Below are 14936 nucleotides of genomic sequence, written 5' to 3' on the forward strand. Positions count from 1 at the left end.
GAGGTCACCAGGAAACGGCAAGGCTGGCGGAGAAGGTGCGGCCCGGGCTGGTATAGCGGTCCAGCACACGGCTGGTCGGCAGCAGCGTCGAACCGACGTTGGACCAATCGATGTAGCGCTTGTCGGCCAGGTTGAACACGCCGACGTTGAAGGTCGCGCCCGGCGCGAAGTTCCAGTGCGCCATCAGGTCGGTCACGCCGTAGCCCGCCGGGCGATAGGCCGTGGTGCTGGCCAGCCGGTCCTTGCGCTTGACGAACGTGCCAGCCAGCTCGACACCCCAGGTCTCGGTGTCGTACATCAGGCCGACGGTGCCGCGCAGCGGGTCGACCGAATCCAGCGGCGTGTCTTCGGTCTTGTTGTCGCCACGCGACCAGGCCACCGCACTGCGCAGCGCCCAGCCCTGCAGGGTCGGGCTGATCTGCCCGAAGTCGACACCGGCCTTCAGTTCGGCGCCGTAGATGCGCGCGTCGGCGATGTTGCGCGACTGGAACACCATCAGGCCCTGTGCGTTGGTGCCGACCAGCGACTGCGACTCGATGAAGTCCTTGTATTCGTTGTAGTAGCCACTGACGCTGACGTAGGCGGCCGGCGACAGGAAGCGCAGGCCCAGCTCCATGCCATCACTGGTTTCCGGCTTCAGGTCCGGATTGGGAATGGCGGTGTAGCCGAAGGCGAAGTTGGTGAAGCCAAGATTGACGTCGTTGTACGGCGGCGAGCGGAAGCCATGCGAGTAGCCGGCGAACAGCGACCATTCGTCGGTGAAGCGATAGACCATGCCCAGCTTCGGCGAGACGCTGGTCTTGGTCAGCTTGGCCACCGGCACGCCGGGATTGTCTTCGGCAAAGATGTTGTCCACCTCCGGCTTCAGCTCGTAGCGGTCAACGCGCACGCCCGGCACCAGCGACAGCTTGCCGCCGGCCATGCGCATCTCATCCTGCGCGTAGAGGCCCAGCTCGGTGGTCTTGCTGATCGGGAAATCGCGCACCGGGAATGCATCGGGCAGGATGGTGGTGCTGGTCTGGCCGTTGGCCAGCACCTGGAAACCATCGCGCTTCTGGCGGATCTCGGTGCGTGCGCCCTCGAAGCCGTAGGTCAGCGCGTGTTCGACGCTGCCGGTGCTGAAGGCCTTGTTGAACTGCGCCTGCAGGCCGTACACGCGCTGGTCGAAGGTGAACTCGCGGTGGCGACGGCTGCGGTTGGCGCGGTCCTCGTCGGTGACCTGGGTGGTCTCGCTGTTCTGGCTGTACACCTGCCAGTGCAGGCTGTCGGCGAAGCCCTTGTCCAGCGCATCCATTTCATGGGCGAACGACACGCGGGTGCGGTTCTGCTTGTCGCGCGCCTTCATGCCGGTGGTGGTGGTGCGGTCGATCGACGACAGCACGTTGGTCTCGGTCTTGTCTTCGTTGCCTTCCACGGTCAGGCGGAAACGCTGGTCCTCGCTCGGCGCGTAGACCAGCTTGGCCAGGCCGCTGCGGCCATCGCGGTCCTGCGGGTTGGGCGCGGTACGGGTGTTGTCGAGGCTGCGCACGTCACCCTTGTTGTCGGTTTCCTGGCCCTGGCGATGGTTGATGTTGACCATGCCGCTCCAGTGCTCGCCACCGAAGGCGGTGGTGACGCCGCCAAGCAGCCCCTTCCACTCGCCGTCATAGCCGAACTTCAGGCCGACGTAGCTGTCCTTGCCGTCCTTCAGGTAGTCCGCCGGGTCCTTGGTGACGAACGCGACCACGCCGCCGAGCGCGTCCGAGCCATACAACGAGCTGGCCGGACCGCGCACGATCTCCACGCGCTTGAGCGTGTCCAGGTCGGTGAAGTTGCGGTTGGCATTGGAGAACGAACCAATGTTGAAGCTGGTCGGCATCGCGATGCCATCGGTCTGCACGCGCACGCGGTTGCCGTCCAGGCCACGGATGCGGATGCTGCCGAGGCCGAAGCGGGCCGCGCTGCGGTTGACCGACAGGCCCGGCTCGTAACGCAGCAGGTCCTTGATGTCCTGCACCAGGTGCCGGTCCATCTGCTCGCGGTCGATCACATCGACCGTGGCGGCCACATCACTCACCGCACGCTCGGTGCGGGTGGCGGTGACCTGCACGCGATCAAATTCGCGCGCGTCGGGCGCGGCGGTGGCAGCGGCGGCAGCGTGGGCGGACAGCGGCAGGGCCATCCAGACAGCAAGGCAAAGGGCGGTATGGCGGGTCATCGGTTTCGTTCGGTCAGGCAAGGGAACCCCCGGTTACCGGCACACCCGGAGGGTGCGCGCGATAGACCGAGGGGGAGAGAGCGGGCGCGGACGGGTCGCCCACCCTGTCGGCGCTGCCGGCAGGAGGGAGGGAGGCGGGCGACCAGGCCGCGGTTACTTGGTCAGGATCAGCTTGTCGTTGCTGGTGTGCCGCAGGCGATAGAAGCGGTCGCCGTGCTGGATCAGGATTTCACGACGGCCCTTGAGCAGGGCTTCGCTGTCGATGACCTCTTCCGGCGGAACGACGCGGACCGGACGATCGCGGAGGGTCAGCGTTTCGGGGCGCAGCAGTACAGGTTGAGCATTCATGAGCATCTGGACTCGTGCGAGGGACGAGTTAAATGATAATGATTCTCAGTTGACAATCAACAACCATTCTCAATTTGATTGATGAGATTAATGATCGAATCCGGAAATTCGATAGCTGCCATCAATCAAAATGGTGTAGCGTCGTTGGAGAGTCGAGCTCTGCTCGACTGCTCTCCCAGGGCCGGAGTCGAGCTTGGCTCGACTCTACAAAGGGCAATCAGGCGAAGACGGCTTCGACCTGGGCCCAGCCAGCGGCATCGACCTGCTCCAGCACCTCCAGCGCCTGCAGGTTCTGCAGCAGCTGGCTGACCCGGCTGGCGCCGAGGATCACGCTGGAGACGTTCGGGTTGCGCAGGCACCAGGCAATGGCCAGGGTGGCCGGGGACTGGCCCAGCGCACGCGCCACCTCGCTGAAGCGGCGCACCTGGCCCAGCCGGGCCTCGGCGTCCCCGCCCAGCACCATGTCCTGCAACCACTCCATGCCCGGGCGGCCCAGCCGCGCATCGGCCGGGATGCCCTGGTCGTACTTGCCGGTCAACAGGCCCGAGGCCAGCGGCGAGAAGATGGTGGTGCCCAGGCCGGCACGCGCATACAGCGGTGCGTATTCCACCTCTACCCGCTCGCGGTGCAGCAGGTTGTACTGCGGCTGCTCCATCGACGGTCCCTGCAGGTTGTGCGCCTCGGCGATGTCCAGCGCCTGCTGGATCTGCGCGGCCGACCACTCCGAGGTGCCCCAGTAGAGGATCTTGCCCTGCCGCACCAGGGTGTCCATGGCGTGCACGGTCTCGGCGATCGGGGCGTCCGGATCCGGGCGGTGGCAGTAATAAAGGTCCAGGTACTCCACTCGCAGGCGCTTGAGCGCGGCATGGCAGGCATCGGTCACATGCTTGCGCGACAGGCCGCGCTGGGTCGGCCGCGGGTCCTTGGCACTGCCGAAGAACACCTTGCTGGACACGCAGAAACCGTCGCGCGGCAGGCGCAGGTCGCTGATCACGTCACCCATCACCTGTTCGGCGCGGCCGTTGGCGTAGCCCTCGGCGTTGTCGAAGAAGTTGACACCCTGGTCCCAGGCGGCCGCCACCAGGTTGCGCGCCTCGTCGCGCGGAATCTGGTCACCGAAGGTCACCCAGGCACCGAAGGACAGGGCGGAAATCGGCAGGCCGGTGGAGCCCAGGCGACGGTATTGCATGCAAATCTCCTGCTGCGGGCCCGCATCCGGGCCGGGATCGAGCCTCATTCTACCTGCCGCTGCCGGCCGCAACCCCTTGCCGTTGCTGGCCTGATCGGTACCGATGGACGCCTGCACGTTGCTTTTCCTTGCCCCGGCCCCGGCCCTGCACTAGGCTTCCCGTTTTTCGCGACGCCCCAGGGGAGTCACTCACATGGTCGAAGGTTTGGGCAGGATCGGCTTCGGCCTGTTCGGGTTGGCGGTGCTGATCGGCATCACCTGGTTGTTTTCCAACAACAAGCGCGCGGTTGACTGGAAGCTGGTTGCCACCGGTATCACCCTGCAGATCGCCTTCGCGGCGCTGGTGATCCTGGTGCCGGGCGGGCGCGACGTGTTCGATGCGCTGGGCCATGGCTTCGTCAAGGTGCTGAGCTTCGTCAACGAAGGCTCGGGTTTCATCTTCGGCTCGTTGATGGACACCAAGAACTACGGCTTCATCTTCGCCTTCCAGGTGCTGCCGACCATCATCTTCTTCTCGGCGCTGATGGGCGTGATGTACCACCTGAACATCATGCAGGCGATCGTGCGCGTGATGGCGTGGGCGATCACCAAGGTGATGCGCGTGTCCGGCGCGGAAACCACCAGCGTCTGCGCCAGCGTCTTCATCGGCCAGACCGAGGCGCCGCTGACCGTGCGCCCGTACATCGCCAAGATGACCCAGTCCGAACTGCTGACCATGATGATCGGCGGCATGGCCCACATCGCCGGCGGCGTGCTGGCGGCCTACGTGGGCATGCTCGGCGGCGGCGACCCGGTGCAGCAGGCGTTCTACGCCAAGCACCTGCTGGCAGCCAGCATCATGGCCGCACCGGCCACCCTGGTCGTGGCCAAGCTGCTGATTCCGGAAACCGGCACCCCGCTGACCCGCGGCACGGTGAAGATGGAAGTGGAGAAGACCTCCAGCAACATCATCGATGCGGCCGCGGCCGGCGCCGGTGACGGCCTGAAGCTGGCGCTGAACATCGGCGCGATGCTGCTGGCCTTCATCGCCCTGATCGCGCTGCTGAACGCCCCGCTGACCTGGCTCGGCGACGTGACCGGCCTGGCCGCCGCGATCGGCAAGCCGACCAACCTGTCGACCATCTTCGGTTACGTGCTGGCCCCGATCGCCTGGGTGATCGGCACGCCGTGGGCCGATGCCACCACCGTCGGTTCGCTGATCGGCCAGAAGGTCGTGATCAACGAATTCGTCGCCTATACCGAGCTGTCGCAGATCGTGAACGGCCAGGTGGCCGGCGTGAGCCTGTCCGACGAGGGCCGCCTGATCGCCACCTACGCGCTGTGCGGCTTCGCCAACTTCAGCTCGATCGCGATCCAGATCGGCGGCATCGGTGGCCTGGCCCCGGAACGTCGCCACGACCTGGCCAAGTTCGGCCTGCGCGCGGTGCTGGGCGGTACCATTGCCACCTTCATGACGGCGACCATCGCCGGCGTGCTGACGCACTTCAGTTGAACCCTTGGTTGAGAAAAGATTCCCTATGAGCAGCAGTGTCGTTGTCGTCGGTTCCTTCAATGTCGATCACGTGTGGCGGTGCGAGTCGCTGCCGGCACCGGGTGCGACCATTGCCGGCCGCTACAGCACCGGCCCCGGTGGCAAGGGCTTCAACCAGGCCGTGGCGGCCTGCCGCGCCGGCGCCGACACGCACTTCGTGTGCGCGCTGGGCGATGACGCCGGTGGCGCCACGGCACGCGAACTGGCCGCGCACGATGGTTTCGGGCTGATCGCCGAAGCCAGCAGCGAGCCGACCGGCACCGCGGGCATCTACGTCGACGCCCGCGGCCGCAACACCATCGTGATCGGCCCGGGCGCCAATGCCGCGCTCAGCACCGACTTCCTGCACCACCAGCAGGCGCTGCTGACCGGCGCCAAGGTGGTGCTGGTGCAGCTGGAGTCGCCGGTGCCGACCATCGAAGCTGCGCTGGCCACCGCGCGCGAGGCCGGTGTCACCACCGTGCTCAACACCGCGCCGGCCGATGCCCCCTCGACCATCGGCCTGCTCAAGCTGGCCGATGTGATCACCCCGAACGAGACCGAGTTCGCCGCCCTGCTCGGCCGCCACGTCGGTGAGCGCGTGGACGCCAACGATGTTGCCGCGCTGGACGGTGCCAGCCTGCACGCGCTGTGCCGCAAGCTGGTCGGCAACGGTACGGTGGTGGTGACCCTGGGCTCGGTGGGCGTGTTCGTCTCGCATGCCGAAGAGAACCTGCGCGGCGATACCCAGCCGTACTACCGCGTGGGTGCCGAACAGGTGCAGGCGATCGACACCACCGGTGCCGGCGATGCCTTCAACGGTGCACTGGCTGCGTCGCTGGCGCAGGTGGCCGATGCCCCGTTCGCGCGCCACGTGCGCTTTGCCAACCAGTTCGCTGGCCGTTCGACCGAGAAGGAAGGCGCCGCTGCGGCGATGCCACGCTTCACCCCGGCCGACGCAGAAGTGAAGTAGATCCACGCCCTGCGTGGATGAACGAGCCCGGGCATGCAGATGCCCGGGCTTTTTTGTTGGCCACCCATCGCGGCGCGGCGTGGTCGCCGGCCGATCCGCGGCCCCCTGCGGCCACCTGTCGCATTGCCCATGCAGCGCCCCTCGCCCACCATCCGCGCAGCTTCCTTGCTCGGGCAGGACATGGACGGATTCCCCTGGTTGCTGGCTGCCGCCGCCGGTAGTGCCATTGCGGCCCTGTTGCATATCGGCTGCATCGCCTTCGGCGCTCCCTGGTACAGATGCTTCGGTGCTGGCCCGCGCATGGTCCGGCTGGCGCAGGCCGGGCACTGGTGGCCGCCGCTGATGACCGCCGGCATCACCGCCGTGCTGGTGGCCTGGACCCTGTATGCCCTGGCCGCCGCCGGCTGGCATTCACCGTTGCCGGCCAGCCGCTGGGTGCTGCCCGCCATCGCTGCAGTGTTGCTGCTGCGCGCGGCGATGGGCTTCGGCCTGGCGCTGTTCCGCCCCGGCTACAACGGCGCGCGCTTCTGGGCGATCAGCTCGCTGGTCTGCCTGGGTCTGGGGCTGGCCTTCGCCGTGGGTACCCGGCAGGCCTGGCAGAGCCTGGGTTAGCCGGCCACGATCACCCGCCCCTGGGGGCGGCGGAAGCAACCGTCAAGCATCTGCTGATGCCGGTACGGCATGAGGTCGGTGCCGATCGGCCTGAACCGGACCGCGCCCGACACGGCCGTACCGCCGCCCGCGCCCTACAATGGGCGCATGCAGATCGGCCCGTACACCATTGCCCCCAACGTCGTGCTGGCGCCCATGGCCGGCGTCACCGACAAGCCCTTCCGCCTGCTGTGCAAACGGCTGGGCGCGGGCCTGGCCGCCTCGGAAATGACCATCAGCGACCCGCGCTTCTGGAACACGCGCAAGTCGATCCACCGCATGGACCATGACGGCGAACCGGCACCGATCAGCGTGCAGATCGCCGGCACCGAGCCGCAGCAGCTGGCCGAGGCGGCGCGCTACAACGTCGATCACGGTGCGCAGATCATCGACATCAACATGGGCTGCCCGGCCAAGAAGGTGTGCAACGCCTGGGCGGGCTCGGCGCTGATGCGCGACGAGCAGCTGGTGGCGCGCATCCTCGAAGCGGTGGTCAACGCGGTGGACGTGCCGGTCACGCTGAAGATCCGCACCGGCTGGGACTGCGACCACCGCAATGGCCCGCTGATCGCGCGCATTGCCGAGGACAGCGGCATCGCCGCGCTGGCCGTGCATGGCCGCACCCGCGACCAGCATTACACCGGCCACGCCGAGTACGCCACGATCGGCGAGATCAAGGCCGCGCTGCGCATTCCGGTGATCGCCAACGGCGATATCGATTCGCCGCAGAAGGCCGCCTTGGTGCTGAAGCAGACCGGCGTGGATGCGGTGATGATCGGCCGCTCCGCGCAGGGCCGGCCGTGGATCTTCCGCGAGGTGGCGCATTACCTGGCCACCGGCGAAGAACTGCCACCGCCGTCGCTGGCCGAGGTGCGCGACATCCTGCTCGGCCACCTGCATGCGCTGCATGCGTTCTATGGCGAACCGCAGGGCGTGCGCATCGCGCGCAAGCACTTGGGCTGGTATGCCAAGGACCGGCCGGAGAATGCCGCCTTCCGCGCGGTGGTCAACCGCGCCGAAGACCCGCAGAGCCAGATCGCGCTGACCACCGAGTACTTCGATCGCCTGATCGCGGGGGAACCGGCGTTGTCGTCTGCTGCCTGACTGCGCCAGCTGCCTCGCAACCTGCCCGACTGCCTTGATCCGTAGAGTCGAGCTTGCTCGACTGGCTTTCCCGAACAGTCGAGCAAGCTCGACTCTACAAGAGCACACCATGACCCCGCCGATCTCCTCCCCGACCTACCTGCACGGATTCTCCGGCACCGAACAGCAGCGCCTGATGACCCAGGCGCGCCTGCTGGAATCGAGCATCTTCGGCCAGATCGACTACGGCGGTGCGCGTCGCCTGCTGGAAGTGGGCAGCGGCGTCGGTGCGCAGACCGAGATCCTGCTGCGCCGCTTCCCCGAGCTGCACGTGACCGGCGTGGACCTGAGCGAAACGCAGCTGGCCACCGCGCGCGAGAATCTGGCGCGCACGCCATGGTGCAGTGACCGCTACACCCTGCAGCAGGCCGATGCCGGCGAACTGCCGTTCGAGGCACGCAGCTTCGACGCGGCGTTCCTGTGCTGGGTGCTTGAGCACGTGCCTTCACCGGCGCGCGTGCTGAGCGAGGTGCGCCGCGTGCTGGCGCCGGGGTCCCCGGTGTACATCACCGAGGTGATGAATGCCTCGTTCCTGCTCGATCCGTATTCGCCCCACATCTGGCGCTACTGGATGGCCTTCAACGACTTCCAGTACGACCACGGCGGCGACCCGTTCGTCGGTGCCAAGCTGGGCAACCTGCTGCTGGCCGGCGGTTTCCGCGACGTGCATACCGAGATCAAGACCATCCACCTGGACAACCGTGAGCCGGCCCGACGCAAGACGATGATCGCGTTCTGGGAGCAGCTGCTGCTGTCGGCCGCCGACCAGCTGCTGCAGGCCGGCCTGGTGGACGAGGAGACCGTGGAAGGCATGCGCCGCGAGTTCCGGCTGGTGCAGAACGACCCGAACGCGGTGTTCTTCTATTCGTTCGTGCAGGGCCGCGCCACAGTGTATTGAGCCGACGTTCCACTGCCGATTGAGGCAGTAGAGCCACGCCATGCGTGGCTGCCGCCGATGTCCCGCCATCCACGCATGGCGTGGATCTACGGATCAATGCACGGCGGTGTGATCGACCGCACCCGGCGATGTCGCCGGCTCCTGCCAGATCCGCTGCCACATCGCAGCCAACCGGCGACCGGCGTCGGCGCGCGCGGCAGGACTGCTGTAATCCACCCGCACCTGCTCGGGCGTGATCGCCTGCCACTGCCCGTCGGCCTGCTCGGCCACCGCGAAGTTGAAGGTGTAATCCGGCTCCAGGCCCATGCGCAGATCGCTCAGCACCAACCGGCCCTCCACCACCTGCGCGCGCATGAAACCGCGGTTGAACCACTGCAGCCGCTGCACGGCGGGAATCGCAGATGCTTCGCGCAAGGCCTGCACGTTGGACGGATGGCCCTCGAACCGCATCGGGCCCTGGTCGGCCACCAGCGAGCGGTCCCCGACCACGTAGCCATTCGGCGTCATTGCCACCACCCGCCACAGCAGGGTGTTGAACGGCATCGGCACCGAGAAGCGCGGCGCATCGCCCAGGCCCATCGCAGCCAGGCTCTGTTGGGCGGCACGATCAACCTGCGCCTTGGCCATCAGGCCCCAGCCCAGGTAGCCGCTGCTGACCAGCAGGGCCACGCCCAGCGCCTTGCCCGCCCACGGCCGCGCGCAGCCGAACCAGGCCAGCACACAGCCCAGCAGCAGCCACACGGTATAGGCCGGGTCGATGATGAAGACGCTGGAGCCCATCGTCGGGTGCGGCCGCAACGGCCACCACAGCTGGGTGCCGTAGACGGTGAACGCATCCAGCAGCGGATGGGTGACCAGGGCCAGCTGGATCGCCCAGAACCAGCGTACCGGTGACTGCGCGACGCGGCCGTTGCCGAAGCGCCTGAACAGCCACCAGATCAGCGCGGCCACCCACGGCAGCACCAGCAGCGAATGGCTGAAGCTACGGTGGTCGACCATGTTGACGACCGGGTCGGCCGCAGTGAAGCCCAGCCACAGGGCGTCGAGGTCGGGCAGGGTGCCGAGCGCGGCACCGGCCAGCAGGGCCGCGCGGCGATGGCCGGGCGGTGCGATGGCAGCGGCGACGGCGCCACCGAGCACGATCTGGGTCAATGAATCCATGGACCGATGCTAACGCGATGGCCGCGCGTTTGTAGAGTCGAGCTTGCTCGACTGTTCCGCCCCTGTAGAGTCGAGCTTGCTCGACTGCGGATAGAGCAGTCGAGCAAGCTCGACTCTACAAGAGCAGGTTCAGGCCGCCTGCGACAGGCGCGCGCCCGGCAGTTCCACCAGGGTCTGGCCGTTGTGGTCGAGCAGGCGCAAGGCGCCGTCATGGTCTTCGGCCAGCGCGGTCAGGCTTTCGACCCAGTCGCCATCGTTGGCGTAGACCAGGCCATCGCGTTCAATCAGCGCGGCACGATGGATATGCCCGCAGACGATGCCATCCAGGCCACGCCGCCGCACGTCATCCAGCCCGGCCTGCACGAAGCGCTCGATGTAGCGCTCGGCCGCACCACTGCGCTTCTTCAGGAACTCCGACAGCGACCAGTAGCGCATGCCCAGCCGGCGGCGCACGGCGTTCAGCGCCTGGTTGCCGGTCAGGATGCGGTAGTACAGCCAGTCACCGAACTTTTCCTGCAGCCCGCCGAAGTGGGTCACGCCGTCGTAGTCGTCGCCATGCGCCACCAGCAGCCGGCGGCCGTCGGCGGTCACGTGGATGGCGCGTCGGCGCACCTGCATCGCCGGCAGCATCAGCCCGCACACCTGGCGCAGCGATGCATCGTGGTTACCCGGGATGTAGATGATCTCGGTGCCGGCGCGGCGCAGCGCATGCAGGGCCTGGATGACTTCGCTGTGCGACTGCCGCCAGTTGGCGCGGCGATGGGCCATCCACCACAGATCGATGATGTCGCCGACCAGGTACAGGCGTTCGCAGCGCAGCTGCGAGAGGAACCGCGCCAGCTCGCTGGCGTGGCAGTGACGTGAACCCAGGTGCACGTCGGAGACGAACACTGCGCGCCGGTGCGGCGACAGGTTCGCCGGCGCGCTCATGCCGCCGCCCCCGCGTCGCGCAGGTAGCGTTTGCGCTTGTTGGGCCGGATCGCGCACAGGTCCACTTCGATCAGGCCGTCGATCGAGTCACTGAAATCCGGGTCGACACCGAAGGCAAGGAAGCGCGCACCGCCGGGTTCGCACAGATCGGTGTACTGCCGGTACAGCGTCGGCACGCCGGTGCCGAGTGCGGCCAGGTTGGCCTTCAGCACATCGAATGCAGCGCCTGCATCCAGTTCACCGAAGCTCGGCGGCGCGGCGAAGTACTGGAACGGCCGGTTGGACTCGGCCAGGCCGGCGGTACCGCTGTAATAGCGCTGGTAGTACGCCACCAGCTGCTCGCGCGCATCACGCGGCAGCGCGGCGCTGATCGACACGGCGCCGAACAGGTAGCGGATGCCCGGCCGGCACTGCAGGTAGGCACCGATGCCCTGCCACAGGTAGTCCAGGCTGCGGCTGCCCCAGTAGTCGGGCACCACGAAGCTGCGCCCCAGTTCCAGGCCCTCGGCGATGTGGGTGATGGCGTCGTCGGAGTAGCGGAACAGCGACGCGCTGTAGAGCCCGGACAGGCCGTGCCGGGCCAGTGCCTGCGCACCGCGCATGATCCGGTAGGCGCCGGCAATGCGCTGCGCGGCGGCGTCCCAGATCACGATGTGCTCGTACTGCGGATCGTAGTCGTCCAGGTCGCGGCTGCGCCCGGTGCCCTCGCCCACCTGGCGGAAGGTCAGTTCACGCAGGCGGCCCAGCTCCAGCAGCAACGGCGAATCGGCGGTGCAGGTCGCCAGCAGGATCTGCTTGCCATCGGCGGTCTGGCCCAGCTGGGTCGCCGCGGCGATGCCGGCGGCCACCTGCGAGGGCGGCACCGGCGCGGCCAGCGGCTCGGGGCCGGCGCAGGCAACCGCCCCGCCGGTCGCGCCATTGCGGCCCAGCGCGTACAGCGCGCGGCGCACCGCCAACAGCTGCGCCCCGGGATCGCCCGCCTTGGCCAGCTGCATCGGCTCGCCGATGCTCAGTCGCAGCGGGCGGCCACGACGGGTGAACATCTCGCGTGCCAGCAGCGCGGTGCCGGCCGGCTTGAACAGGGTCGAAGCGCCGTAGAACAGCGCCGAGTTGCGCGCCTCCACCCGCACCGGCAGTACCGGCGCGCCCGCAGCGCGGGCGAAACGGACGAAACCGCGCTGCCAGCGGCCATCGCGGATGCCGCGCAGCGACAGCCGCGAGACCTCGCCGGCCGGGAACACGATCACGCACTGCTCGGCGGCCAGCGCCTCTTCAACCGCATGCAGGCTGCCACGCTGCGCCTTGCCACCGAGGATGCGCACCGGCAGCAGCAGATCCTGCAGCGGCGCGATCGCGCCCAGCAGGTCGTTGGCCACGATCCGCACGTCGCGGCGGATGCGGCCGACCGCGTCCAGCAGGGCCAGCGCGTCCAGGGCACCGGAGGGATGGTTGGCGACGATCAGCAGGCGGCCGGTGGCCGGGATCTTCGCCAGTGCGGCCGGGTCCACCTGGTACTGGCCGTCGATGAATTCCAGGCCGGCGGCGACGAAGCCGAATCCGCGCAGGCCTGCGCTGCGCTGCAGGAAGGCTTCGATCTGGTCCAGCCGCGACCAGCGGCCGACGCTGCGCAGCAACGGCCGCGCCAGCTGGCCACGGCGGCCATGGAACCAATCGGGGAAGCGTTGCTGAAGGCGCTGTTCGAGTTCCTGCATGGCGGTTCCATTCATGCCCGGCGGCCGGTTTGGCCGACAGCCTGCGCCCGGCAGGCGGCAGCCATGTGGCGGTTTCGGGGCAGAACGATGACCGCAGACCGGGTGTCGCAGGCGGCGCGGTCGGGGCCGTCAGGCCCCCGGCCCGTTGTCACGCTGGTGGAACACTGGGCACCGAGGCTGGGGCCCAATCCTGCGGGGACGGCCCCTGGCGGGCCTACACGGCCTTAACCACCGCCAACCGGTACAGGTTCACAATGCACAGGCGGCGCACCCCGTGTATCATGCGCGCCCATCTTTCCATCCGAATCAAGGGATATACCGCCTGATGTCCAGCTATCTCTTCACCTCCGAGTCGGTCTCTGAAGGCCATCCGGACAAGGTTGCCGACCAGATCTCCGATGCGGTGCTGGACGCGATCCTGACCCAGGACCAGCGCGCCCGCGTGGCCTGCGAGACCATGGTCAAGACCGGTGTTGCCATTGTCGCCGGTGAGATCACCACCAGCGCCTGGATCGACCTGGAAGCGCTGACCCGCAAGGTCATCACGGACATCGGCTATGACAGCTCCGAGGTCGGCTTCGACGGCGCCACCTGCGGCGTGCTGAACCTGATCGGCAAGCAGTCGCCGCACATCGCCCAGGGCGTGGACCGCAAGAAGCCGGAAGAAATGGGCGCTGGCGACCAGGGCCTGATGTTCGGCTATGCCACCAACGAGACCGACAGCTTCATGCCGGCCGCGATCCACCTGTCGCACCGCCTGGTCGAACAGCAGGCCAAGATCCGCAAGAAGCGCAACTCGCCGCTGTCCTGGCTGCGCCCGGACGCCAAGAGCCAGGTCACCCTGCGCTATGAAAACGGCGTGGTTTCGGCCATCGACGCCGTGGTGCTGTCGACCCAGCACGCCCCGGGCATCAAGCAGAAGGACCTCATCGAGGCCGTCCGCGAAGAGATCATCAAGCCGGTGCTGCCGGCCAAGTGGCTGCACAAGGGCACCAAGTTCCACATCAACCCGACCGGCAAGTTCGAGATCGGCGGCCCGGTGGGCGACTGCGGCCTGACCGGCCGCAAGATCATCGTCGACACCTACGGCGGCTGGGCCCGTCACGGTGGTGGCGCGTTCTCCGGCAAGGACCCGTCCAAGGTCGACCGTTCGGCAGCCTACGCGGCCCGCTACGTCGCCAAGAACGTGGTTGCCGCCGGCCTGGCCGACCGTTGCGAAGTGCAGGTTTCCTACGCCATCGGCGTGGCTGAGCCGACCTCGATCTCGGTCACCACCTTCGGCACCGGCAAGATCAGCGACGACAAGATCGAGAAGCTGATCCGCAAGCACTTCGACCTGCGCCCGTACGGCATCATCAAGATGCTGGACCTGGTGCACCCGATGTACCAGCAGACCGCCGCCTACGGCCACTTCGGCCGCAAGCCGAAGGAGTTCAGCTACCTCAACGGCGAAGGCGAGACCGTCAACGCCACGGCCTTCTCCTGGGAGAAGACCGACCGCGCCGCCGCCCTGCGCGCCGATGCGAAGCTGAAGTAAGAAACACGAAGGGCCGCTCACGCGGCCCTTCTGCTTTCGGTAGAGCCGGCCGCTGGCCGGCTTTTTCATGGCGTCCGGAAACCATCGCGCGGTTGCCGGCCAGCGGCCGGCACGACCCGGTAACCGATACAATCCGGCGCATGTCGACCGAACTGAAAACCCACCAGCTGTCCATGACCGTGCTGATGTCGCCGGAGATGGCCAATTTCTCCGGCAAGGTCCACGGTGGCGCCATCCTGCGCCTGCTCGACCAGGTGGCGTATGCCTGCGCCAGCCGCTATGCCGGCAGTTACGTGGTCACCCTGTCGGTGGACCAGGTGATGTTCCGCCAGCCGATCGCGGTGGGTGAGCTGGTCACCTTCCTGGCCTCGGTGAATTACACCGGCACCTCATCGATGGAGATCGGCATCAAGGTGGTGGCCGAGGACATCCTCAAGCGCAGCGTGCGCCACGCCAACAGCTGCTTCTTCACCATGGTGGCGGTGGATGAAGAGGGCCGGCCGACGCCGGTGCCGACCTTGCAGCCATCCACCTCCGACGAGAAGCGCCGCCAGGCCGCCGCGCAGATCCGCCGCCAGCTGCGACAGGAAATGGAACAGCGCCATCTGGAACTGCTGGCGTCGAACCCGCCTTCGCCGGAGGAGTGAGGTAGTGCCGGCCGCTGGCCGGCAACCTCCTCATTGCCGG

13 protein-coding genes are annotated in these 14936 nt (G+C 67.6%); 7 read left to right on the top strand and 6 right to left on the bottom strand.

Going from position 1 to position 14936, the window contains the following annotated elements:
• Window positions 1-4: 4 nt before the first annotated feature.
• The 3 genes from N5C18_RS09585 to N5C18_RS09595 all read right to left on the bottom strand — a co-directional run bounded on the left by N5C18_RS09585 (window position 5) and on the right by N5C18_RS09595 (window position 3734).
• Complete coding sequence (locus tag N5C18_RS09585) at window positions 5-2161, bottom strand: TonB-dependent hemoglobin/transferrin/lactoferrin family receptor (protein WP_279944519.1); 2157 nt, start codon at window positions 2159-2161, stop codon at window positions 5-7.
• A 189-nt stretch (window positions 2162-2350) separates the two neighbouring features.
• On the bottom strand, window positions 2351-2545 hold the full coding sequence (locus tag N5C18_RS09590) for a hemin uptake protein HemP (protein ID WP_005412278.1): 195 nt from the start codon (window positions 2543-2545) through the stop codon (window positions 2351-2353).
• Between the two features lie 217 nt (window positions 2546-2762).
• Window positions 2763-3734 (bottom strand): aldo/keto reductase, encoded by a 972-nt coding sequence (locus tag N5C18_RS09595; protein ID WP_279944381.1) that lies wholly within the window; start codon window positions 3732-3734, stop codon window positions 2763-2765.
• Window positions 3735-3927: 193 nt separating this feature from the next.
• On the opposite strand from N5C18_RS09595, the gene N5C18_RS09600 reads away from it, so the two are divergent.
• The 5 genes from N5C18_RS09600 (at window position 3928) to N5C18_RS09620 (ending at window position 8909) form a co-directional block, all read left to right on the top strand.
• Window positions 3928-5226: a nucleoside transporter C-terminal domain-containing protein gene (locus N5C18_RS09600; RefSeq protein ID WP_004154263.1), complete on the top strand. Its 1299-nt coding sequence runs from the start codon at window positions 3928-3930 to the stop codon at window positions 5224-5226.
• A 25-nt stretch (window positions 5227-5251) separates the two neighbouring features.
• Complete coding sequence (locus tag N5C18_RS09605) at window positions 5252-6217, top strand: ribokinase (RefSeq protein WP_279944382.1); 966 nt, start codon at window positions 5252-5254, stop codon at window positions 6215-6217.
• Window positions 6218-6397: 180 nt separating this feature from the next.
• Entirely contained in the window at window positions 6398-6829 is a 432-nt protein-coding gene (locus N5C18_RS09610) for a hypothetical protein (protein ID WP_279944383.1), read from the top strand.
• Window positions 6830-6976: 147 nt separating this feature from the next.
• On the top strand, window positions 6977-7972 hold the full coding sequence (dusB, locus tag N5C18_RS09615; protein WP_279944384.1) for a tRNA dihydrouridine synthase DusB: 996 nt from the start codon (window positions 6977-6979) through the stop codon (window positions 7970-7972).
• A gap of 109 nt (window positions 7973-8081) precedes the next feature.
• Entirely contained in the window at window positions 8082-8909 is an 828-nt protein-coding gene (locus N5C18_RS09620; protein ID WP_279944385.1) for a class I SAM-dependent methyltransferase, read from the top strand.
• Between the two features lie 93 nt (window positions 8910-9002).
• On the opposite strand, the gene N5C18_RS09625 is transcribed toward N5C18_RS09620, so the two are convergent.
• The 3 genes from N5C18_RS09625 to N5C18_RS09635 form a co-directional block, all read right to left on the bottom strand.
• Entirely contained in the window at window positions 9003-10070 is a 1068-nt protein-coding gene (locus N5C18_RS09625; protein WP_279944386.1) for a metal-dependent hydrolase, read from the bottom strand.
• 129 nt (window positions 10071-10199) lie between these two features.
• Window positions 10200-11000 (bottom strand): UDP-2,3-diacylglucosamine diphosphatase, encoded by an 801-nt coding sequence (locus N5C18_RS09630; protein WP_053511963.1) that lies wholly within the window; start codon window positions 10998-11000, stop codon window positions 10200-10202.
• Window positions 10997-12712, bottom strand: a complete 1716-nt coding sequence (locus tag N5C18_RS09635; RefSeq protein WP_279944388.1) for a lysophospholipid acyltransferase family protein — start codon at window positions 12710-12712, stop codon at window positions 10997-10999. Before N5C18_RS09635 ends, N5C18_RS09630 begins: the two co-directional genes overlap by 4 nt.
• A 325-nt stretch (window positions 12713-13037) precedes the next feature.
• Between N5C18_RS09635 and metK the strand changes: the two genes are divergently transcribed.
• Complete coding sequence (metK, locus tag N5C18_RS09640; RefSeq protein ID WP_279944389.1) at window positions 13038-14249, top strand: methionine adenosyltransferase; 1212 nt, start codon at window positions 13038-13040, stop codon at window positions 14247-14249.
• A 140-nt stretch (window positions 14250-14389) separates the two neighbouring features.
• On the top strand, window positions 14390-14896 hold the full coding sequence (locus tag N5C18_RS09645; protein WP_008266980.1) for an acyl-CoA thioesterase: 507 nt from the start codon (window positions 14390-14392) through the stop codon (window positions 14894-14896).
• Window positions 14897-14936 lie beyond the last annotated feature (40 nt).

Origin of the sequence: Stenotrophomonas sp. GD03930, from assembly GCF_029839665.1 — a bacterium.
Lineage (GTDB): Bacteria > Pseudomonadota > Gammaproteobacteria > Xanthomonadales > Xanthomonadaceae > Stenotrophomonas > Stenotrophomonas forensis.